The organism is Bacteroidota bacterium (assembly GCA_017303975.1).
In the GTDB taxonomy this organism is placed as follows: Bacteria; Bacteroidota; Bacteroidia; order JAFLBG01; family JAFLBG01; genus JAFLBG01.
The window spans coordinates 19,954-43,656 of the sequence record JAFLBG010000033.1; the positions used below are offsets into that span (position 1 = coordinate 19,954).

Sequence of the window (23,703 nt, forward strand, 5' to 3'; positions counted from 1 at the left end):
GCGGCTAATTAATTTATTTCAATAATTCCGGTCTTCTTTGCTTGGTTCTTTCAATAGATTGTTCGTACCGCCAATTGTCAATGTCTTTTTCATGGCCGGAAAGGAGTATATCCGGTACTTTCCAGCCATTGTATTCTGCTGGTCGTGTATAAACGGGGGGGGCTATCAAATTATCTTGAAATGAGTCGGTTAGGGCAGAGGTTTCGTCCGAAATAACTCCAGGAATCACTCTAATTATGCTATCACACAAAACCGCAGCGGCTAGTTCTCCGCCCGATAAAACATAATTTCCAATAGAAATTTCTCGAGTAATTAAATGTTGACGTACACGCTCATCCACACCTTTATAATGACCACAAAGAATTATAATATTTTGCAATGTTGATAAGCTATTAGAGAGCTTTTGGTTTAATAATTCCCCATCCGGGCTCATGTAAATTACTTCATCGTATTCTCGCTTCAACTTCAAATCTACAATGCAATTTGCAATAGGCTCCACCATCATTACCATTCCGGCTCCCCCACCAAAGGCATAATCATCTACACTTTTGTGTTTGTTGGTTGAGTAGTTTCGCAGGTTAACCAGGTTTATTTCTACTAGTTTTTTATCAATGGCTCGTTTTAGTATAGAGTGTTGAAAAGGGCTTTCGAGCAATTGCGGTAAAACTGTAATTATATCAATGCGCATACGCTAAGTTACAAATATGGCGGAATTATTACGAATTGTGCTTTTCAAGGAGATGTAAAATTGTTTGGGCATTTTTAATCCACGTGTGATTTGAAAGAATATCTTGTTTTACTTTTCTGCCCAATCTTCTAGCTTCTTCGGGATTACTTAATAAGTATGAAATAGCATCTGTTAATTCGTTTTTAGATGCGGATGGGATTAAAAATGCATTTTTTTTATGCGTTAGCACATCTTGAATGGCAGAAGTGCTAATACTTACAATAGCTTTCTCTAATACTCCATATTCAAATATTTTTACTGGAGAGCAGAAGTAATTGGTCTTGGCAAGTATGGTTATGTCCATACAATTTATGTGTGAAAAAACATCTGTGTGCTTTACGCTTCCTGTAAAATGAACATGTTGTTCAATATGTAACGATTGTGTTAGTTTTTTTAAGTCGGGTAGTATTTGCCCGTCACCAACAATTAAAAGCGCTATTTGTGGGTGTTTGGGCAGCAGTGCAGCAAACGATTCAATTAGCAAATCTACTCCATGGTATGGAAATATAGACCCCACAAATCCGATAACCGTTTTATTGCTAAGACGGTATTGATTGCGAATTTTTTCCTGTAAAACAACATCTATATTAATTAGAATTTCATTTATTGCATTGGGTACTACAACAATTTTATCCGTTGTTTGGGTATATTGAGAGTAGTGTTTTTTTAGTGGAGTTGAAACTACCGAAACTAGTGTGCTTTCCTTTATTTGTCTTGATTCTGCAGTTATTGCTTTTTTCTTTAAAAGCGTGTCTACGCCTTCAAATTGAAGCATTTCTTCTAAGTAAGGTGCATTTATCTCGGTTACATGTTTTATGTGTGGAAATAGTTTTAAAACATTAAGTCCGGAAGTTTGCAAATAAGCACCTCTTTCATACACAATGTCTGGATTAAACTCTACAATTTTATCATGCAATAGTTTTTCCGCTGCTTTATCGAACTGAAGAAGCTTGTATTCTTTAAGTGTACGCCAGATTTTTTTAGGAACTATTTTTTTTATTGCTTTTTTTAGTCCAGACTCTTTTTGTGAAATATGTTTTTGATTTGTTTGAAGGGGCTTGTCTCCGCCCATAATTACGGGCAGTACATCATGCCCCAGTTCTTGAAAGGCATTTATCATCTCACGAATATGCGTACCCGGACCTGATTGTGCATATAAACTTAATTGTGGGTGCGAGGAGTAATATAAAATTTTCAAGGCTACTTAGATGTATTTATTTGTTTAATAAATTCTTTGGATAAATAGTTAGTATAAATATTTGCTCCAACAGTATTTAGGTGGTCAATAGAAGCAAATAGATTTTTGTTATTCATTTCAATAGGTTCTTTTATTAAGTATGTAACGTTATAGCTCGATAGCAAAAGTAGTTTTTTATTGTAATCATTTATGTAGTTTTCTGAGTAAAATTTTTTTAGTTCAAAAGTAGGTGTTTCATGCACAACAGGAGTTATTCCGGCATCTTTACATCTTTTTAATAATTGTATAAATCTCTTGTATTTTTCTTCATCAAAACTATATTTTTTGTATTGGGTGTATTTTTGTTCATTTTCTTTTTCCTCTAGATTGTTGTATGCGGAGTTGTTAGGAGAGTACCCTTTGTTTTTTTTCATTAATTCTTTCTTGATTGCGATTGCGCTCACGTCTGCTGAGTTGGTATTGAAAATAGTTTGGACTGACTTAAAGAAACTTTTTCGAATCAGTTTTATAAAATCGTGAAAAGAAATATAATCATTAAATAATAAGTATTCGTTACTCACAGAAGGAGTTAGGTATCTGTGAATAGGGTATAAATTCCATGCATCAGAATTTTCGCAGAATGTAATGGGGGTTACATTGAAAAAAATATACGTTGGATATTCCGCATGTGTTGAGAGGAAATTGGCAAGCAGTAATTCATAGTAGTTTACACCTGCCGATGCTACACCTAAATTATAGGAGTTTAATTCAGTAATCGAATCAAAAAGAGGAGTGTTTATTCCACAGTAACTAAATGACGGTCCAATAAATAATACATCTAATTTACTAGTTGGCAATGATTGAACTCGAGCAATATTAAAATCATTGGGTGTTTGCAAATTGTCGAATTTCGAAACCGTATATATAAATACAGTAACGAGTAGGAATATCGCAGTTGTTTTATAGAGTAGTTTAAACATGCACTAAAACTGAAAGTATATAAAAGAAGTATCTTCTTCCATGTAGCCGAATAAAAAAATACTTGTTATTAATAAAAAATAGATTGTGTATCGCAGAGCCATATTCCTATCAAATTTTTTATTTAGTGTTTCGTTGTTTTTTAACCAATCAATTGTATAAAAAGCCACAGTAAGTAGCAAAAGTAAAGGTAATAGGAGCGAGCTTTCTAATTTTAATGGAGCAAAAACAGGTTGGCTTGCAAAAAGCTGCGATATGGCAATTGGCAACTCGAAAATCTTTGAAATAATAATGAATGCGTCTTCAAAATTAGGAGCCCTAAAAAATATCCAAGCTAGTGTTGTTAAATGAAATGTTAGAAATATGCTAAGAAAATTTTTCTTGCTGAATAGCTTGTTAATTGGATATATTTTTTCTGCTACCGTAAATAGCCAATTTAAAAAGCCCCATATTATAAATGTCCAGGCTGCTCCATGCCACAATCCACTAATCAAGAAAACGATAAGTAGATTAATATACCATCTCCATTTACTAACCTTGTTTCCTCCTAATGGAATATATAAATAGTCTCTAAACCAAGTAGAAAGAGAAATATGCCATCTCGACCAAAAATTACTGATGTTGTGTGCCAAGTAAGGAATATTAAAATTGTTCATCAAATTAAAACCCATTACTCTTGCACACCCGATAGCGATATCGGAATAGCCTGAAAAATCACAATAAATTTGAAAGCTAAATGCGTATGCTCCAATTAATGCAGTTAGCCCATTTTGTTCATTAGGAGACGAATAAATAGTGTTTGCCAGAATACTTACATTGTCAGCAACAACCACTTTTTTGAACAACCCCCAGGTCATTAATTTTAGTCCACTTGCAGCAAGTGAATAGTTGAAGTTGTGTTTTGTGTGAAATTGATGCAGTATATTTTGAGGGCGCTCGATAGGACCCGCTACCAATTGCGGATAAAACATAACATAGAGCGAATAAATTCCAAAATGTTTTTCAGCTTTTTGATTTCCTCTATATACCTCAATCGTATAGCTCATTGCCTGAAAAGTATGAAAGGATAAGCCTATTGGCAATAGAATGTTTAAATAGGGTATAGGATTGCTTTTGCCTGCTAAGGATAAAAGAGTTGTAATGTTTTCGTTGAAGAAGTTATAGTATTTAAAAATAGCAAGAACACCAATGTTTGCAATTAAACTTAGCGAAAGTAAAATCTTTTTTTTGGTCTTGTTGGGGGCATTCTCAATCCAGATACCTGCAAAATAATCTATGACAATCGTAAAGCCTAAAATTAAAATATAGATTGGTACAAATGCCATGTAAAAATAGCAGCTTGCCACCAATAGCCATACCCATCTAAATTTAAACGCAAGTGAAAAATAGATTAGTGTTACAATCGGAAAAAAAATAAGAAAATCGAATGAGTTAAATAACATTAGTAGTTGTTAGTCAATAAGCAAATTTGAAATTTTTGTAGTTAAATTTTTTACATCATACGAACTAATATCATAATTTTTATTTGCAACGAGTTTCTGGTTTTTAAAGTCATTGTAAATTGTTTTGAGTGTATCTGAGATGTTTTCTCTGGTAAAGTGATATCCAAGCTGTTCTTTTAAAATATGTTCGCTCATCTTTCCTGGATTGCTGAATACAGCAATGGTCTTTTTTTGAGAAATATATTCGTAATATTTTGTGCTAAATGAAAAAGTTAAATCGTCCGTCAAGAATAGCATACATACGTCTGCTTCGTTTATTTTTTTATATACCTCTTTCAATGGAATAGTTGGGTAAAATGTAATGTTAGCGTGGTCTTTCTTTAACTCAATAATTTCTAGTGGAACAGTACCCCAAAAACTAAACTCTAGGTTGGAGTAGGTGGCATTGTCATTTTTTTTTAGGTAGTCCAAAGCGGTTATTAATTTCTCAAAATGAGTAAGTGCTTTGTTGTAAAAAGTACCTGTAAAAACAAATTGTAGCTTTGGGTTCCTGCGGTCAATGGTTTGTGCAGTAGTAGGGTAATCCTCTTTGTCAAAGCCGTTTGTGATAGTATGAAATTGGGTAGTGTTGTTCGTGCAAATAGATTTAAAATAATTTGTCATTTCATCCGAAACACATATAATATGATTGGCGGTATTTATTACCTTTTTTTCCGCATCCAATTCAAAAAGTTGTCTTTTTTTAGATAGCGATTCAAACCCGTATGCTGTTTTGTTTGTAGTCCAAGGGTCCCTGAAATCAACAATATAATTTAGATTATTGTTTTTTTCTTTTAGCTTACATAAGGTGTGAGCCATTCTAAAAGGAGCACAGCTTACAATAATGTTTTTTATATTTTTTTCTAAACAGATTTGTTCAACCTCCATTAAAAGTTGGTCTGTCCAAAAGCCTGATTTGTCATAATAATTACCCTTTAACAATAGTTTAGATTTTAATAACGACCATCTATATGCAATTTTTTCGACTACATTAGAAGGATTGATGCCTAAATAGCTCGGATATCCTGTGTTTCGGTAATATATTTTTTCTTTGTACTCGGCAATATCCTCAGTCCATTCGGAGTTTTTAGTGTTATTATTCTTGCTACTCAAAACAGTTATATCACAACCATTTCTATGTAAATATTTGCAAAACTTTGCCCAACGTCTACCTCCAATTCCTTCTGCGGGCGGAAATGTGTATGATATGATTAATGTATTTTTTGGCATTCGTTTTTATCTTTCCTGTTAAAGATTCTATAAACATATACTTTTTCATTCACTTATTTTATGATTTTTTATGTAATTTCCGCCCACGAATGAATAGAAATTTTGGATTAGATATAATTAGGGTAATTGCTCTTTGGATAGTATTGTTAGTTCATGCAAACTATACAATTGATTCTTTAAATCCTTTTAGTTTGGGTGGTGTAGGTATGGAGCTCTTTTTTGTTTTGAGCGGATTTTTAATTGGAAATAATTTAATTAGAGATTTAGGAAAAGACAATTCTTTAACACAAGTAAAAGCTTTTTTAGTAAAAAGGTGGTTTAAAACGCTCCCTCTTTACTATACAATATTAATTGTGAAATTTATTTTTACAAAAGGAGAAATAGGTTACAACATTATTTATTACTTTTTCTTTTTGCAGAATAATTTTTACGGGGTAAGTTTTTTCGGTGTAACGTGGAGTTTAGTTATAGAGGAATGGTTTTATTTATTTATCCCTTTTTATTTATACTTGATTAAAAAGACTTCATCTCATAGAATCGTATTGGTTCTATTGTCTTTAGCTGTTTTGGGAAGCTTTATCCTTAGAATATATTTTGTGTTGTATAGAAATACACCATTCGAAGGATTAAATGCAAATGTACTTGTGCGTGCAGAACCTCTTATATTGGGTGTTATACTTGCATACCTGAATAATTATTTTAAATCCATTTATAAAGTTCTTGAGCATGTAGTTTTTTTTGTTGCAGGGTTGTTGATTATGTTTGGCTTTTTGCAATATTATACGAGTTTGAATAGTGTTGAAAATACAATCAATCAAAACGAGTTTGTTCGAATTATAATTTTTGCTGTAATGGGATTGTCAATAGCTCTTTGTACGCCTTACATGGCTACGTTTAAGGATTTTAGTACACATAATTTTGTGCGTAAACTTATTCATACGTTTGTTACAAAATCAAGTTTATATACATATTCCATTTTCTTGCTGCATACTTTTGTTTATCATTATTCTTTTACCTACTTAACTACAGGTTCCCATTTAGTTGATTTTATAATTGCGGTAGTTCTTACCTATTCAATCTCTTTCTTTTCTTATGAATATTTTGAAGAATATTTTTTATCTCTGCGTGGAAAAGTGATAGAACGAATGAAAACAAGGTCGGCTGTTAATTAGTTAGCGACTAATAATTAGTTTAGAATATTCAGGACGAGACAACGAATTATTTCTAAAAAAATAAATTCCACAAGAAAAATTAGATAGGTTTAAATTAACTGTTTCATTACAGTTTATTTTTATTTTTTGTAATGATACCCCTGTTATGGTGAGTAATTCAATTTCAGTGTTACTTGAGCAAATTCCAATTTGTTTTATGGTTACTTCGTTTTCAGCAATAGTGGGGTAAACTATAAATGATTTAGTCGGTAAAGCCTTTGAACTCTCTACGGTTGTATTTACGCCCCCCATATATAGCGCAACTCCTCCGGTATTTGTGCCTAATAGTAAATCGAGATAGTTGTCGTTGTTTAAGTCATTCAAGAAAGGTGCAGATTTTGGACTTTCCCAAATGTCTAAATACATGGAGTCAATTATATTGAAGGTGCCACTTAAATTATTGCTAATGTTGTCATATACATATATGCTTCCGTATTCAGAGCCCACAAACAGTTTAAACGTATTACTTTGTTTAAAAAGAAAGGGTGTGCTTGACCCTACAATGGTTGTGATAGGCTTATTTACTTTTACATTACCAAAATTTTGTGATACTAAGGAAAAGGTTGCAACACTTGTACTGCCAATATTTTCGTAATAGTTCAAATTTCCACCTAATTCTCCAATTACCAAATCTAACAAGCCATCTTCATTCGCATCAACCAGCTGTGGCGTTGCATTGCTACCTACATCTATACTTTGATAATTAGCCTGACTTAAAACAAACGATGCAGGATTAGAAGCTCCGGCTGTATTGGTAAATAGATTCAGTTTTCCGGTGCTTTCTCCAATAAGCATGTCTGTATCTCCATCTCCGTCTATATCTCCAAATGTAGGATGGATGCTTAGAAAATTATAAGCGCCAATAGAAGCATAATCGCGTGTAATTAAGTTGAATTTTGGATTTGTAGCAGTGCCGGTATTTTCATACAATGTTAAGGTAGATTGAAAACCCCCACTTTGCTGAAAGTAGCCATAGTTTCCTATTACAAGGTCTTGTAAATTATCTGCATTGTAGTCGAATGTAGCAGGATGTGCATTTTCTCCGGCATCAATCATTCCATCTTGCAAAAAATTATCTTGGAGGTGGCTAAATGCTGTATTGTTAGATGTGCCTATGTTTTTATAAAGCCAAACACTTTTAAAATTTTCTGAAATATTGGGTGCACTAGGTGTTACAATAAGATCGTTTAAATTATCATTGTCAATATCAACACTGTATCCTGTCGGAAATACGGATAAATTTACGGCAACGGAGTTGGTAGGAAAGGTTGGTTGTTGCGCTATCATTTTAGCGCCACTGCTAGTTCCTCCATTGGTAAGCATTACAAGGTTTTTAAAAGAAATGTCACCAATAATAAGCTCTTTGTCGTTGTCTCCGTCTAAATCTAAGGCAAGTAAAGAAGATCCTGCATGTTGCACTTGTTGTAAAAAATCAGAGGTGGGGACATAGTTCTTTTCAGGCGCTAAAACATTGAACGAACAGGTGTCATTCAATTGCACATTGTTATTAAAAGGGTTTTCGGAGAAATAACCCCAGCAGTTGTTTCTAAGCTCAAATGCCAAACTATCGCACGAACCATAAAGTTCTTTTGATAAATTTTTGTGGTATTCTACATAACTTCCTGCCAACTGAAATGTAAGTACATCAATGTCTCCATCGCTATCTACATCTACAAGAGCGGGTATATCAACACTACTTACATATAGATTTAGAACGTTGTTAAACTGTTTCGATTTAACTTGCGATTTTACCAATGAAAACTGCAACCCTGATGATAAGCTAGAAGTGTTTTCATAAACAGCAAATCCGGCAATGGAGTAGGTAAAAATGTCTTCTTTGCCATCACAGTTGTAATCTACTAGTAAAGCCCAATCGTGTAACGGAGGGAATTTAGTTTGAAACTGTGGAGCGTGCTTATAATTAGAAACTCCTATGCTGCCAATATTGAGGTAGGTTGTAATTCTATTTCCACTTCTATCAAAAATGAATAAATCTTTTTTGCCATCTAAATCCAAATCAATGCTCGAAAATTGAGCGCTGTTAATACCTCCCGCCCACGCATTTTTTAATATAATAGAGTTTTCTTCCACCTTTATGGTGTCTTGGCGTGTAAAGAAAGGTTGGGCATAAGCCACCTCCACCCAAAGAAAAAATAAATACAAAAATCGGTTACAATATATCATTCTTAGCGTTAAAATACCGTTATAAAAATTGCTTTACAAATTCTATTAACAAGTATAAGTTGAAATCTACCTGTCTCTTAGACAAAATGCTTAGCATAACACACCTAAATTTACTAATACATGCTGATGACTTCAAAAAAATATTATTGTTTCTTTTTTTTGTTTTGGATACTAGTGTCTATTGGTTTAGCGCAAACACCATCCAAACATAAGCCATTGTTTATCGAGCAGAAAAATTTAGACCCAAAATCGGTACAAAAGAATAAAACTCACGAGAAAGAAGTTTCGGCTGTAAAAAGAACATCCGTAAGGTTTGTGGTTTCAGATATTTCTAAGGGTACACCGCTTGATAGTCCGCCAACTATTGTAGATGAATTATCCGGAGAAAAAATAGAGCCAACTAGATTGAGTGATGGAGAGTATGATATTTTCATTGAGACTAATAAAATATACAAGGTAGAATGTAAGGTAGAAGGCTACAAACCCTTTGTTAAATCTGTAAACATAAGCAAAGAGGCAAAAGGAGAAGATAATCGGTTTCAACTAGAGCTTACCCCATTTACCAAAAAAACATCTGTGAAAATTGTAGTAGTAGATGAAGTAAAAGCGCTACCTATTGATTATATGCCAACCGTTACAGATGAATTGACAGGAAAAAAAGCAGAAATAAAAAAGTTAGCAGATGGAGAATACGAAGTATATATTGAGAAGGATAAACTGTATAAAGTAGAGTGCAATGCCATTGGATACAAGGCTTTTGATAAACCTGTAAATATTAGTAAGGAAGTAAAAGGAGAAGACAACAGATTTCAAATTTTACTAACACCACTAAAAGTAGGAGAGAGTTTTATTCTCAAAAACATCTATTTTCACCCCAATACACCGGTTTTTAAATCAGAATCAAATAAAGAACTTCAAAATTTGTATAAGTATATGGCTTCAAATCCGGAGGCTGTTATTTCTATCGAGGGGCATACAAATTCCAACAGATACATAAAACGAGAAAAACGGAGAGCCGAAATGGGTGGCAAATGGGCTTTTCATGGCACTGCAAAAAAATTATCAAAAAAACGTGCATCGGAAGTAAAAGATTTTTTAAATAAAAAAGGAGTAGAGCAAAAGCGTATTAAAACCAAAGGTTGGGGCGGAGATCAGGAACTTTACCCTGAACCCAAGAATTTTCAAGAGAGTTTGAAAAACATGCGTGTTGAGGTACACATTTTAAAAATGTAGTTAAAAGGAAGTGAAAAGAATTATACAGATTTTTATTTTTTTGATGGTGCTTCAAGCTTCTATTTTGTATTGCCAATCCAATAAGAAAAAGTACGAAGGCACCGGCTCAGTATCAGAATTTGTAATGCCTTCGCAAGCTAAGGTAATAGGTCATTTCGATTTGTTTTACGAAACTCAAATGCCCAATTTGCCAGACGATAAACGGTCTTTTTGGTATAAAATGGTGTTTAATAAAGATTGCTTTTTTAAGTTTAATTTGTTTCCTCTTCTTACTACAGACAGATACGATTTTAGGCTATATAAAATTCCCGAAAATTTAAATTTTTGTTATGCAATAACGGAAAATAAAATAGAATCAATTACAAATGTTAAAGTAAAACGAGAGTTTGCCGATTCGGCTCAATCAAAGGAGTTTAGAGCGGGACTAGTATATATAAAAGAGGTGCAAGTAAAACGAGGAGATGCAATTTATATTGAGATTGTAAATTTGTGGGGGAGTGATATTGGGCACATTATCGATTTTAATACCTGCGATTATTCATATGTCTTAAAAGCAACAAAAGAAGGAGCTCCTGTAATTAAAGCCGATAGTTCCAAGTTAGAAGCGTTCGATAAAGAGTTGAAATCTAATTTAAGTGAAGGAATTGCTAACATCAAAGAAATTTTGTGCCCTGAAAATGGAAAGGTTATTCAATTGTCTTCAATAACCTTTAATCCCAAAGGGGTAGACATAATACCTAAATACTCATTAAACGGATATGAAAGTCAAACGTTACCCGGAACAAAAGCTATATTACCTGTAAAAACGGGTACTGCATCAATTTCTTCGGTAAAATTTAATACTCCGCCCAAGTCATCAGTAACTACCGAAACAGTTTCTGTGGCAAAAAAAGATTCTTTATTGTATAAGCCCGTGCGTATAAGGAGTAAAATTATTGACAGTATAAAAGGAGTTGCTGTTGATGTTGCAATTAAAATAATTGATGAGCTTACAGGTAAAGAAGTTGCCATTGCAAAAACTGGAAAGCCTGGAGAGTACTTATTCAATGTAGATAATACAAAAAAATACAGAGTAGAATGCACCGCAATTGGCTATAAACCCTTTGAAAAAACAATTGAAATAGCAGATGTAGTAACGAAAACAAATTCAAATATATTCAATCTGAAATTAGAGCCACTTACTGCCGGGCAAACATTTATTCTTCGAAATATCCAGTTTCATGCAAATACATACGTAACAAAGTCGCAATCGAAACATGAGCTGGATAGATTGTATAAATACATGAAGGATAATCCAACTGTAATAATTGAAATTTCCGGACATACCAATGGGAACAAAAAAATTGCTCCCGACCCGCTAAAAGCAAAGCTTGGAAAGGAATGGTCTTTTAGTGGAAGTAGCAAAAAACTTTCGTATTTGCGTGCACTAGAAATAAAAGAGTACCTTACAAAAAAAGGAATAGACGGTAAAAGAATAAAAGTAGAAGGGTATGGTGGAAACAAACCATTAATACCTGATGCTAATACGCAAGAGCAGATGCAAAAAAATATGCGAGTAGAGGTGTTATTGTTAAAAGCATAATTTTGCGTATTATTGAGTCTTAATTTTGTTGTGAAAAATCCAATTTTATATAATATGAAAATGATGAATTTTAAAAGAAATCTAATTACTTCACTCTTGATTTGTGTTAGTGTTTTTGTTTTTGCTCAAGGAGCTGCAACTAATAGTGCAGCGCAAGACACAACGAAGAAAAAATCTCGTTTTGGTCAATCAGAGAATTCTACACAAAAACCCGATTCTTTAATTACAGATATGGGAGTAGCAGTTTCTCCATCTTCTTTGCGTTTTAGAGCAAAGCCTGGTTCTACGGAAACTCGTTACGTTACTATAACAAACGACACCAAAAAATCTGAAAAATTTAAAATCTCTTTTGCTGATTATGACATGAGTAATAAGGGAGCTGTAACACAAGTTCCATTTGGTAAAAACCACGAGTACGGATTAACGAAGTGGATTAGCGCTACTCCTAGTTTTGTGGAATTAAGACCTGGGCAAGCACAAAAAATTGCTATAACAATTAACGTTCCTGACGAACCCAATGCCTACAGGTCCGCATGGTGTTTAATGATGGTGGATGAAACAACCGAAAAAAAATACATCACCCCTCCAAATGATGGCAAGTCGAATATGGTGATGGGGGTTATTCCGGTATTTGGATTTGGCGTTTATATTTTTCAGAACCCTCCGAATGTTAAAATAAATAAAGTAGAAATAACCAAATTCTATTTTAATTACGACAAGGAAAATAAATACGTGTACGTAAATACTAGAAATGTAGGTGATGGAATAGGTTTTTGTAAAGCCTATGTAGAGGTTAATAATTTGAATACCGGATACAAGGAGAAATTGTTCTTAAAACAGTTTACCATCTTCCCTGGCATGGAAAGAACATTAGATTACCAATTGCCGGGTAACATTGGAAAAGGTAATTATATAGCCACAGCAGTACTTGATTTTGGTAGCGATGAAGAAGTGGAAGCTGCAGAGTTAGAATTTAAAATAGAATAATTTTAAAATTTTGTAACCTTATTGTATTGTTAGGAGTATAACAACACAAAAAAGGAAACATGAATAGTTCTTAAAATAAAAACAGAAAAAAATCCTTAGAAAGTTTTTACTTTCAAAAAAATGTATATATTTACTGAATTCTTAACTAAAAAAAACAATATGAGAAATTTTACTAAATCATCTGCTCTTCTTGGTGCACTTGCACTAGCAGGCAGTTCGTTTGCACAATTGCAAGACGAAAAAAACGTAACCATTACGATGGATTTACAACCGGTACTTCAATTAAAAATGGAAGGACCTGATCAGTTAGACTTTACTTTTGATGAAATCAGTGAGTATTATGCTGGTATCACAAAGTACGGAGCAACACAATTAAAAGTGAGTGCATCTGTATCTTGGGATTTATGGGCAGCTGGTTTATCGCAAGGTAACGTAGCGAACTTTTGTTGGGATAACCAAGTACAGTACCAAGCAGCAACAGGTGGTGTTGATGAAATTCCAATCACAGCATTGGAGCTTCACCAATTCCCTGCAAATCCTGCTATAGCTGCTACTTGTGCTAACACAATAGCTCAGTCTAGTGATTATAGCCGTCCTTTCCAAATTAGATCCGCGGCTAACGTAGTTTCTAGTAACAACACTATTTATGCACCAAGTCCTGCTTCTCCGTATTCTTCTCCTACCTCAACAGGGGTTTTGGGTACTTCTGAGAAATATATTGCAGGTGGAACAGGTACTATTGCTAACTGCCAAATAGCAGGTGGAAGTTATTTACTTAACTCTACAGCAACTTTAGCAGCAGGTAGCTACTACTACGTACTTGATTACAGAATTTTGCCAGGTTTACCGGTGGTATTCCCTGCGCATGATGATGCAACAACAATCAATACAACTGCAGCTTATGTAACTAACGCAGATGGCGCTACTACATTGATTGACACTGCAACTGACTATGCTCAGCCTGGTGTTTATACAATGTATGTAAAATACATCTTAACACAAGACCAATAGGTATTAAAAATATTAAAAAAAGGGGTTGATTTTTCAACCCCTTTTTTTTTGATATTTTCTATCAAATTAATTCTTCGTTAGACAAAAACAGTTATATTTGTTACTAATGATAAAGACGTACACAACCTTTTTTCTATTTGTTTGTTTTGTCTTCAAAATGTTCGCACAGCCTGCTTGTGTGGTTTCTCCTACAAGTTTTTGCAATCCTGTTGGAGGGGGCTCTGTTTACCTCATGTCCACTTCATCAAATGTAGATTTAACATTCGATTCTTTTGGTAAATTTGTTGGAGGTATAACTCAAAGTGGAGGAACTGTTCTAAAGTTAGCAATAACAGAAGCTGCAGCTCCCTGTAGATGGCAATTGCACGCAAATGTTGATAATGGAGGTGGGTTAACACCTGTAACAGAATGGGAGCTTATTACTCCTTATGGGGCTGCTGGACCACCGCACCCTACCGTTGATTTATTAGATATGCGAATTCGTAACCAATGTAATACATCTCTTTCCGGAACTTCATTTGTTGATATTCCTAACATCAATCAAACTATTGATATTGTTGAGAACCCTGGTGCGGATGTTTTGCCCGGAGCCGGTACATGTGCACTTAATCAAAATGTAAATACAGAAGGTACATACTTAACAGATTATGGTCAGTATGCATTTACGGTAGATTACCGAGTATTACCAACATTAACCCTAAGGCCTGGTATTTATCAATTAACAGTACGGTATTGCTTAACAGAAGATAACTAGGTGAAATTTTATTTCGTAAAAATAATCCCCCTTTGTTTTTTACTTGCTGTTTTTTCGGCATTGGGTTTGCATGCCCAACAACCTGTTACAACACCAACAGATAGTACCTCACAGCCAATTTCTTCAACTGCACCTACAACTGTTGATACAGCTGCAAAGCCAGCTCCTCCAAAGTTAAGAGGCAGTATGTTAAGAGGTCTGAAGCCAATTCCTGATACCATAAAAAAAATATTTGCTCGCTTTGATACACTTTCTATGAGTATTAGAGAGGGTGAAATTATTTCGAAAACCATGAGAGTGGATAATAGAACCTCTAAAACCTTAGATTTTAGTGTAGATATCTCTTATCCCGCAGGATGGAAAACATTAAACAATAGAAAAAAACTATATACTGTTTTGCCAGGAGATAGTTTGTTTGTTCCTGTTAGAATAATCCCCCACGGAAAGATTAGAGGAAATACGAAATATTTAATTAACGCATACATTCTTGAAAAGGATAGCACACCTGTAGCTACAGGTTATTTTTACACCTCTAGAGAGCGTGTTAGTTCATGGGATATATCTGTACTACCAACTGAAAAAATTTATTTTAAAAACAAAGACAATAGTTCGCACTTTAAGTTAAGTGTTATGAATACTGGTAATGAAGACCAAGAGCTATTGTTAGATATGGAGAATATCAGACAAGAGATAATGATTACCGATACTACAGATAGAGTAATAAAAAAATCGATACACGATTTTAAGTTGAAACCCAATCAAGATACCATATTTGCATATAACGTAAAATACACTTCCGGACTTAGAAATTACAAAATCATAGATTCGGAAAATTACAGACCCAATAGCTCCAGCGAACAAAAAGTATATACCATATTTGCAAAAACGAGCGAACCTAAAATTAGAGGAGGTAGAGCATTAACAAAAGCAAAAAAAATAGACTTTGTAAAGTTGGGCGATAACCTAAAAGCAAATCAATATGGGTATTCTGTCTTCCCTATTATTATGGATGCCAATCTTACCAACATTTTAGGCGGCCAACCAATACTCAACTTAAATTTTAGAGGTAATTCAGTTTTGGAAAACGGAGCCTATCTAACCTATTTTTCTCAGTTTTTCTTTTCTAATTATTATTATACCAATCAATATTTAACATCAAGTTTTCATTATGTAGGTTATTTTAAAGAAAATTATTTTTTTGAATTGGGAGATGTTGGAGGAGTTGGAGGTGGTGCATATTCTGTGCCAGGAAGAGGGATGACAGCTGGGTATAGGTTTCTACCACAACATAAAATAGCAGGTTTTTATACTAGAAGTCCTCGTTTTTTTGCCCCAACAAATAGAGACGGTTTTGGGTTGGTTTATTCATTTTTACCAACTTTCGGAAATTATAATGTTGGTTATTCTAGAGCAAATAATAGTGCTACAAAATTGGTTTCTAATTACTTTAGTTTGAATGGTTCTTATAAAATTGCATCAAGACATTCTGTAAATGCAGGCGGTGTTTTTGTAAATCATAAATCGTCTCAAACAGGAAATATTTTTACAAGATCAGGATTTCAGCTTTTTGGTGGCTATACAGGGTCTTACTTTGGTGATAGAAGAATGCGATCTAGTATTTCCGGTAGTTATATTTCTAAATTTTTTGACCCATATAATGGTGGTGATATGTTAATAGTAAACCATACAAGTAGCTATGCTCATAAAAAAGTTTGGAATTTTCAGTTGACAAATAACTATAATAACAGGAAATACATTTCTCTTTTAAATACTTCCAATCCCTATCAGCAAGTTAGACAGGAGAATATGATTAATGCGACACGAAGATTTGATTCAAGATTTGTTGGACTAGGAGCTTTTTATAATTTTTCAAGGTTCGATGCTTTTAGATTTCATACACGTGGTATTAATCTTAATGTTGGTAATTATGATTATGAAACGAATACGCTTGTTAGTTCGAATGCAATGGCTGGCTATACTCGTTCTATAGACGAAAAGCCTACTCCGAAAGATTATTTTTTCTTTCAATTTTTTACATTAATGCGCTATAGAGTGTTAAGCGCAAATTTCAGATATACTTACGGAAATTTAACTCCATATCAAAATGCATTGTTAAACGGCAGCATGTATCCACAAACAATAGCAGCTTCAGTTAATTATCAGTACCAGTTTAAAAATCCTCATTTGGTGCTTCAAAATTATATTAACTATACGTTCTTCAATACATTCAAACGACATAGTTTTGGATACACACCCGACTTGTTTTATTTTACAGATAATGGATGGCGATTTAGAGTAACTGCCGGTTTCTTTATTAGCAGCTCCAATGCATCTAGTGAGAGACAGTCGCTGAACTCTACAATTTCTGAGGGATACAAGGAATCTAAGAATCTTATAACGAAAAGTGTGCTATTGAATTTTGGTGTGCGCAAGGAGTTTGGTGTTCCAATTCCTTTTTCTAAGCGCAAGTTTTATTCAACTGATTTTGTCGCCTTTATTGATTTGAATGGAAATGGTAAAAAAGAAGTTGGCGAATATAACTTAGAAAATATTGTTTTAAAATTAGATAAATGGGAGGTTTTGACTAACGAGAAAGGAAAAGCCACTATAAAAAACGTTCCAACCGGTAATTACAAACTTAGTGCATTTTCGTTAGAGGAGTTAGAAGGCTATTTTCCAAATATAGAAGAAGAACTGGATGTTATAATAGATAGAGTAGGAGATAAGCATGTGCCTATACCATTTGTAAAGGGTATAAAGATATATGGTAAAGTGGTGCTAGATAGAGAAAAGGTTAGTGAGAATACAGATGTTACACCTATTGATTTAACTGGCATTAAGATAAGTGCCATGAATGGAAAAGTAATTCATACACTTACCGGAAAAGACGGAGAGTTTAATTTTTATGTTCCTTTCGGGAAATATACATTAAATATGGATGAAAATGTGTTAAGCGATAGATGGAAGATTTTGCAAAATAATATTGAGTTGGAATTAGACAAGAATACCGAGAGTTTGTTTATTACATTTTATATTGTAGAAAAGCGAAGAAAAATTAATAAAAAAACATTTGGTGCAGATGGCAAGCAAATAGGCGATTCGTTGCTAACTGCCAAAAATGCTGCTGATAATGGTAAAGGAGGGAAAGGTGCAAAAGGAACTAAGGGTGGTAAAGGTGCGAAAAACGGTAAAGCAGGAGCTGATAAAAATGCCGCAGCCAATGCTACTAAAGGCGGGAAACAAAATGTTGACTACGATGTAATAAAAGACGCATTCTTGAAAGATTTACAAGATGCAACTAAACTAAAAGGATTGGTTTATACCATTCAAATAGGTGCTTTCCAAAAGCCATTAAGTCCTGCTACATTTAAGGATTTAAAAGGATTGATGTACGAACGTATTGACAATAATTTTGTGAGAATTTCCGGTGGTCAGTTTATCAGTGAATCTTCTGCTACAATTGAGCGAGATAACTTGATTCGTGTAGGCTTTGTAGATGCCTTTGTTTCTGCATACTACAATGGTAAAGTAATTAGTCTTCAAGAAGCTTCTCAGATTAAGAAAACACTTGTTAAGTGATATTTTCTTAACTATTAATAGTTCGCCTAGATGTTTTCTAAAAATAATTATACTAAGATTTTAATATGTTTCGTATGCGTACATTAACCAATAATACCACGCTTAAAATATAAATTAGGTTATTTCGCATTAACGGGGTATATTTGCGTACTTCTTTTGAAGATTGTATCACAATCTATTTTGTAACTTCTACTTGCAATTTGATCATTTTTACACTTTTCTTAATTGAGTAATAGGTGTTTTACCATTTTTGGGCACTATAATGTCTACACTAAAAAAACATAGGTGTGGTAGTAATAATAAATAACAATTAATCAATTGCCTTCTTGTATTAAGTGGGCGCAAAACAAAAACAAAATGAATAAAGGAACAGTAAAATTTTTCAACGATGCCAAAGGCTTCGGATTTATTAAAGGTGAAAACGGACAAGAAATATTTGTTCACGTATCAGGAATAAAAGAAGATATCCGTGAGAACGATCAAGTAACATACGATACACAAGAAGGTAAAAAAGGTCTTAATGCAGTAAACGTTTGTTTAGCATAATTTATAGGCAAATTCTTAAAAAAAAGGCAACCCAATTGGGTTGCCTTTTTTTATAACAAAATTGTCCTTTCTTTAAGAGTATTTAGTATTAGTAATACTTTCAAACTAATTCAAAAAAACTAAAAGCCATTTTAGTTTTTAGTTGTAAATAATTGAATTTTTCAACTGTCTATTTAGGGTTTAATACATCATTCCTAAAAGTTGAGATAGCTTTTCTTTTAATTCAGTTCGAGCTATAATTTTGTCTAAAAATCCGTGCTCTAAAACAAATTCTGATGTTTGAAAGCCTTTAGGCAAATCTTTTCCGATCGTTTCTTTTACTACACGTGGTCCTGCAAACCCAATCAGGGCTCCGGGTTCAGCAATATTTAAGTCGCCTAACATGGCGTAGGATGCTGTAACTCCACCGGTTGTTGGGTCTGTTAACAAGGATATATAAGGAATTTTTTTCTGTGCTAAAACAGATAGTTTGGCTGATGTTTTTGCCATTTGCATAAGCGAATAAGCCGCTTCCATCATGCGCGCTCCACCCGATTTAGAAATTATTAGAAGTGGCGTTTTGTGTTCTATACAATAATCAATTGTTCTTGCTATTTTCTCTCCAACAACCGATCCCATCGATCCTCCAATAAAAGAAAAATCCATGCAGCAAATTGCTAAATCTCGATTGTTTATTTTGCCAACAGCAGAGCGCAAGGCGTCTTTTAAATCAGTCTTTTTTTGGGACTCTTTAAGTCTTTCAGGATATTTTTTTGTGTCGGAAAATTGAAGTGGATCACCTGATGTAAGGTTTGGGTTTAGTTCAGTAAATTGATTATTGTCGAATAAAATTTCGAAATATTCTGCCGAGCCAATTCTATCATGGTATCCACAATTAACACAAACGTATTTGTTGTGAATATGCTCATCGCTAGGAGTTATTTTTTTGCAAGAAGGGCATTTGTACCACAATCCTTCCGGAGTTTCTTTCTTCTCTTTGGTAGAAGTTGTAATACCTTCTTTTATTCTTTTAAACCAACTCATAATTATACAAAATTCTAATTTCTAAATCCGAAACTCTAAACCTCACAATTCAATTTTCTACACTCTATCTATAATTAATTCCAAACACTAAATTCTATTATCGTATTCGTTTTAGAATTTAGATATTCGTATTTCGTATTTCGTATTTTTTGCATTTTATGCAATTGTAACTTCTTTACTTAAGTACACATCTTGTATTGCATTCAAAATACTTACACCTTCTTTCATTGGCTTTTGAAATGCTTTACGACCCGAAATTAATCCTTGACCACCGGCTCTTTTGTTAATAACGGCTGTTGCAACTGCTTCTGCCAAGTCCGATGCTCCTTTTGATTCTCCACCCGAATTGATTAATCCCATTCTGCCCATGTAGCAATTAGCAACTTGGTAACGGCATAAATCTATTGGATGGTCACTCGATAATTCGGAATAAACTTTATCATGTGTTTTTCCAAAATTAACCGCTTTATAACCACCATTATTTGTAGGAAGTTTTTGTTTAATAATATCAGCTTGAATAGTAACTCCCAAATGATTTGCTTGACTCGTTAAGTCAGTTGCAGCATGATAATCAATTCCGTCTTTTTTAAATCCATTGTTACGTAGGTAACACCATAATATGGTTGTCATTCCTAGTTCGTGAGCCATTTCAAATGCTTTTGCTACTTCTACAATTTGTCGAGACGATTCTGGCGAACCAAAATAAATAGTTGCACCCACCGCTACAGCTCCCATATTCCAAGCATCTTTAATGGTGCCAAACATTATTTGGTGGTATTTATTTGGGTAGCTTAAAAATTCGTTATGATTTATTTTAACAATGAATGGGATTTTATGTGCGTATTTTCTAGCTACGGAGCCTAATACCCCGTAAGTAGAAGCTACTGCGTTACAGCCACCTTCAATAGCCAGTTTTACAATGTTTTCCGAATCGAAATAAATTGGATTGGGCGCAAAAGAAGCTCCGGCCGAATGTTCTATCCCTTGATCGACAGGTAATATGGAAACATAGCCTGTATTTGCTAGTCTTCCGGTGCCATATATCGATTGAAGGCTCCTTAGTACTTGAGGTGTGCGATTAGAGTCCTTAAAAATTCTATCCACAAAATCAGCTCCGGGTAAGTGAAGCAGTTCTTTTTTTATGGTTTTTGATTCGTGTTTTAATAAGAAATCGGCTTCTTTGCCTAATGTTTCTACAATTTTATTATACGACATGCCTGTTATATTTTGTGGCACAAACGTAAGGAAATAATGTTAAATAGTAAAATCGATTATCTGTCTGAAAATCAAAGGTATGTCAATTAAAACAGGGCAAAGTGATGAATACTACTTGATTAGGCTTAAAGTACCCGTTTTTTCCACCTTTTCTCCAGCTTTTGTGGTGCCAATAAACTTATAAGCAAAAGCTTGGGTATCTAGTTCTTTTTCTTGATACGTGCCGTCCCATTTCTCTTTTCCGGTTATGGTTTCAAAAACTTTTTCGCCCCAACGGTTATAAATTATGAAAATAAATTCACTAAAACATTCGTACCCTTTAATTTCATAAGTATCGTTTTGTTTGTCTTTATTGGGTGAGAAGGCATTTGGCATAAACAGTTCTTTTTTGTTGCAATCAATTTCTATGGTTACTGTTACAGTAGAAATGGAGCTGCATCCACTAACATCAGTAACAGTTACTGTATAAACTGTTGTTACTAAAGGCGTAGCCGTGGGATTTTGACAGTTGGTACAACTAAGCGAAACTGACGGAGACCATAGATAGGTGCCACCACCACTTCCGTTTAGAATAGTGGATCCTCCAGTGAGGACAGTTGTATTTGGACCTGCACTGGCAGTAGGTGCTGGATTTACAGTAACAACAACGGTTTCGATACCTTCACAAATACTCGCATTTTGACCACCAACAGTATATGTTGTGGTTGTAGTTGGCGTTACAGAAATAGTAGTTGTATTTGCTCCTGTACTCCACTGATAGCTACTTGCACCAAATGCACTTAATGAAACTGTTTTTCCTTCGCAAATGGTAGTGTCTGTGCTTGCAGTTATTGTAGGAGTTGGTAATGCAGAAATAGGAAATTGTAGCATATCTAAACATCCACCTGCGTTTATCCCTACTAAGGTATATGTACTTCCGGAAGTAGGTGAAATAGTTAAGGTAGCACCGGATGTGGTACCAGATGGTGTAGCCCAAATATATTGTGACGCTCCAGAACCTGATAATGTTGAAGAACTTCCAATACAAACAGATGTATTCCCAAGAACACTTACCGTTGGAGAGCTTACTGTAATCGCAACAGTAGAGGTTACTGCACATGAATTAGAACTAAGTGCCGTAACAGAGTAAACTGTGCTACTAGATGGCGAAAATGTAATAACCGCCCCGGTAGTAGAAGAAATATTTGTATTCGGAGACCAAGTATAACTTGCGGCCCCACTTGCAGTAAGAGTAGTATTGCCTCCTGGGCAAATTTGTGTTAGCCCGCTAATTGTTACCGAAAAATTATCGATTGTAACCGCAACTGTTGCTTCTGCTGTACACGAAAATGCACTTGTTCCAACTACTGTATAGGTTGTGTTGGCTGTTGGCGATGCAGTTACACTAGCACCCGAAGTAGTATTAAGTCCTGTTGATGGAGCCCAACTGTAGGTGTTAGCACCCGATGCGCTGAGTATGGTTGAACTTCCTTGACAAACAATGGCTGTACTTGGCAATGTAATTGTTGGGGATGGATTTACTGTTAATGTAAATACGGTAGAGGCAGAGCATCCTCCCGAGTTTGTTCCGGTTAGTGTATAGGTAGTTGTTGTAGTTGGAGACAATGTAACCGGAGAGCCAATGGTACTGCTTGTTGCGCTTGTCCAGTCGTAAGAACCTGCGCCTGCACCGCTTAAAGAAACGCCTATACCTTGACATGTAACCGGATTTCCAATAAGGCTTACACTTGGATTGGCAACTGTAATAGTAAGTGTGGTGCTACTGCTACACCCACTGCCATTGCTAGCAGAAAGAGAATAAACCGTTGTACTGGCCGGAGAAAAAGTGACTACAGCCCCCGTAGTTGATGATATATCTTGATTGGGTGACCATGTATAAGTGCTTCCTCCGCTTGCTGTTAGGGTAGTTTGAGAGCCCGGACAAATATTTTGATTGCCCGATATAACAACATTTATGCTGCTTACACTCACGGTAACTACTGCTGTATTTACACAGCCATTTGAACCTATGCCTAAAACAGTATAGGATGTGGTAGCAGATGGTGTTGCATTAACACTAGCCCCCGATGTAGTATTTAAACCAGTTGCAGGTAGCCAACTATAAGAAGTGCCGCCACTGGCTGTTAATGTTACGGTACCTCCGGAACAAGCCACTGTATTTGAGCTGACTGAAATGGTGGGTTTGGCAAGCACAGTAAATGTTTTAACAGTTGTGTTAGAGCCTGAAGCGTTGGTAGCGGTAAGCGAAGCGTTATATACACCCGCAGTGTTGTAGCAAATATTAGTTGGGTTTTGTAATGTAGACGAAGTAGGTGTTGCACCCGGGAAGCTCCAAGCCCAAGATGTTGGCGTATTGGTACTCATATCGGTATAACTAACGCAATTACCCTCGCACACAGAAGCTGCAGAGATACTGAAGTTTGCTACTGGAGGGGTTGATGTTACTGTTGTGCTTAATATTACATTATCTATCGCAAAAGAAGGGTCTGTCCCCACATTATTGCCATTATTTACCCACAGAAATCCAATCTTGACATTTGCATTATTATTTGCAGAAGCAGGAAGTACAATTGAGTGCGAAGCCCATACTCCCTGACCCAAAAATAGGGAAGTTCCACAAGCACCTTCATTGCCACAGCCGAATAAAAAATGTGCGCAGTTTACCGTTGCAGGTTTTCCTAAAGAAGACCATGTTGTTCCATCAAAGTAAAAAATTTCACCATAATCATTATTACCTTCCCCTGCCATTAGGTATTCAAAGGTCAATGTTATATTTGTTTTCCCG

17 protein-coding genes are annotated in these 23,703 nt (G+C 34.8%); 8 read left to right on the forward strand and 9 right to left on the reverse strand.

The features are described 5' to 3' along the window. Positions 1–13: 13 nt before the first annotated feature. Genes trmD through J0M08_10920 form a run of 5 tightly spaced genes read right to left on the reverse strand, consistent with a single transcriptional unit; the run spans position 14 to position 5,593 of the window. Entirely contained in the window at positions 14–688 is a 675-nt protein-coding gene (gene trmD / locus J0M08_10900; GenBank protein MBN8703565.1) for a tRNA (guanosine(37)-N1)-methyltransferase TrmD, read from the reverse strand. A gap of 28 nt (positions 689–716) precedes the next feature. Next, positions 717–1,925 carry a glycosyltransferase family 4 protein gene (locus tag J0M08_10905; protein MBN8703566.1) on the reverse strand — a complete coding sequence of 403 codons (1,209 nt, stop codon included), beginning with the start codon at positions 1,923–1,925 and terminating at the stop codon, positions 717–719. A 2-nt stretch (positions 1,926–1,927) separates the two neighbouring features. Beyond that, entirely contained in the window at positions 1,928–2,884 is a 957-nt protein-coding gene (locus J0M08_10910; protein ID MBN8703567.1) for a hypothetical protein, read from the reverse strand. Between the two features lie 3 nt (positions 2,885–2,887). Beyond that, positions 2,888–4,324: an MBOAT family protein gene (locus J0M08_10915; GenBank protein ID MBN8703568.1), complete on the reverse strand. Its 1,437-nt coding sequence runs from the start codon at positions 4,322–4,324 to the stop codon at positions 2,888–2,890. 9 nt (positions 4,325–4,333) lie between these two features. Further along, the gene (locus J0M08_10920) at positions 4,334–5,593 is read right to left on the reverse strand and encodes a hypothetical protein (protein MBN8703569.1); all 1,260 of its coding nucleotides are present in this window, start codon (positions 5,591–5,593) and stop codon (positions 4,334–4,336) included. Positions 5,594–5,682: 89 nt separating this feature from the next. On the opposite strand from J0M08_10920, the gene J0M08_10925 reads away from it, so the two are divergent. Further along, a complete protein-coding gene (locus tag J0M08_10925) occupies positions 5,683–6,765 on the forward strand; it encodes an acyltransferase (protein MBN8703570.1) in 1,083 nt (360 codons plus the stop codon). On the opposite strand, the gene J0M08_10930 is transcribed toward J0M08_10925, so the two are convergent. Next, positions 6,766–8,988: a VCBS repeat-containing protein gene (locus tag J0M08_10930; protein ID MBN8703571.1), complete on the reverse strand. Its 2,223-nt coding sequence runs from the start codon at positions 8,986–8,988 to the stop codon at positions 6,766–6,768. A 126-nt stretch (positions 8,989–9,114) separates the two neighbouring features. Here J0M08_10930 and J0M08_10935 point away from each other — a divergent pair, with 126 nt between their 5' ends. From J0M08_10935 to J0M08_10965, 7 genes are all read left to right on the forward strand, one after another. Next, positions 9,115–10,221 carry an OmpA family protein gene (locus tag J0M08_10935; protein ID MBN8703572.1) on the forward strand — a complete coding sequence of 369 codons (1,107 nt, stop codon included), beginning with the start codon at positions 9,115–9,117 and terminating at the stop codon, positions 10,219–10,221. Positions 10,222–10,231: 10 nt separating this feature from the next. Next, positions 10,232–11,803 carry an OmpA family protein gene (locus tag J0M08_10940; GenBank protein MBN8703573.1) on the forward strand — a complete coding sequence of 524 codons (1,572 nt, stop codon included), beginning with the start codon at positions 10,232–10,234 and terminating at the stop codon, positions 11,801–11,803. 60 nt (positions 11,804–11,863) lie between these two features. Next, positions 11,864–12,790 (forward strand): hypothetical protein, encoded by a 927-nt coding sequence (locus tag J0M08_10945; protein MBN8703574.1) that lies wholly within the window; start codon positions 11,864–11,866, stop codon positions 12,788–12,790. 159 nt (positions 12,791–12,949) lie between these two features. Next, entirely contained in the window at positions 12,950–13,801 is an 852-nt protein-coding gene (locus J0M08_10950; protein MBN8703575.1) for a hypothetical protein, read from the forward strand. A gap of 157 nt (positions 13,802–13,958) precedes the next feature. Further along, complete coding sequence (locus J0M08_10955) at positions 13,959–14,555, forward strand: hypothetical protein (GenBank protein ID MBN8703576.1); 597 nt, start codon at positions 13,959–13,961, stop codon at positions 14,553–14,555. Further along, on the forward strand, positions 14,556–18,134 hold the full coding sequence (locus tag J0M08_10960) for a hypothetical protein (GenBank protein MBN8703577.1): 3,579 nt from the start codon (positions 14,556–14,558) through the stop codon (positions 18,132–18,134). 357 nt (positions 18,135–18,491) lie between these two features. Continuing rightward, the gene (locus J0M08_10965; protein ID MBN8703578.1) at positions 18,492–18,680 is read left to right on the forward strand and encodes a cold shock domain-containing protein; all 189 of its coding nucleotides are present in this window, start codon (positions 18,492–18,494) and stop codon (positions 18,678–18,680) included. A 180-nt stretch (positions 18,681–18,860) separates the two neighbouring features. On the opposite strand, the gene J0M08_10970 is transcribed toward J0M08_10965, so the two are convergent. From J0M08_10970 to J0M08_10980, 3 genes are all read right to left on the reverse strand, one after another. After that, the gene (locus J0M08_10970; protein MBN8703579.1) at positions 18,861–19,703 is read right to left on the reverse strand and encodes an acetyl-CoA carboxylase carboxyltransferase subunit beta; all 843 of its coding nucleotides are present in this window, start codon (positions 19,701–19,703) and stop codon (positions 18,861–18,863) included. Positions 19,704–19,859: 156 nt separating this feature from the next. After that, positions 19,860–20,918: a class I fructose-bisphosphate aldolase gene (locus J0M08_10975; protein MBN8703580.1), complete on the reverse strand. Its 1,059-nt coding sequence runs from the start codon at positions 20,916–20,918 to the stop codon at positions 19,860–19,862. A gap of 111 nt (positions 20,919–21,029) precedes the next feature. Then, the coding region (locus J0M08_10980) for a gliding motility-associated C-terminal domain-containing protein (protein MBN8703581.1) at positions 21,030–23,703 on the reverse strand (2,674 nt) is incomplete at its 5' end.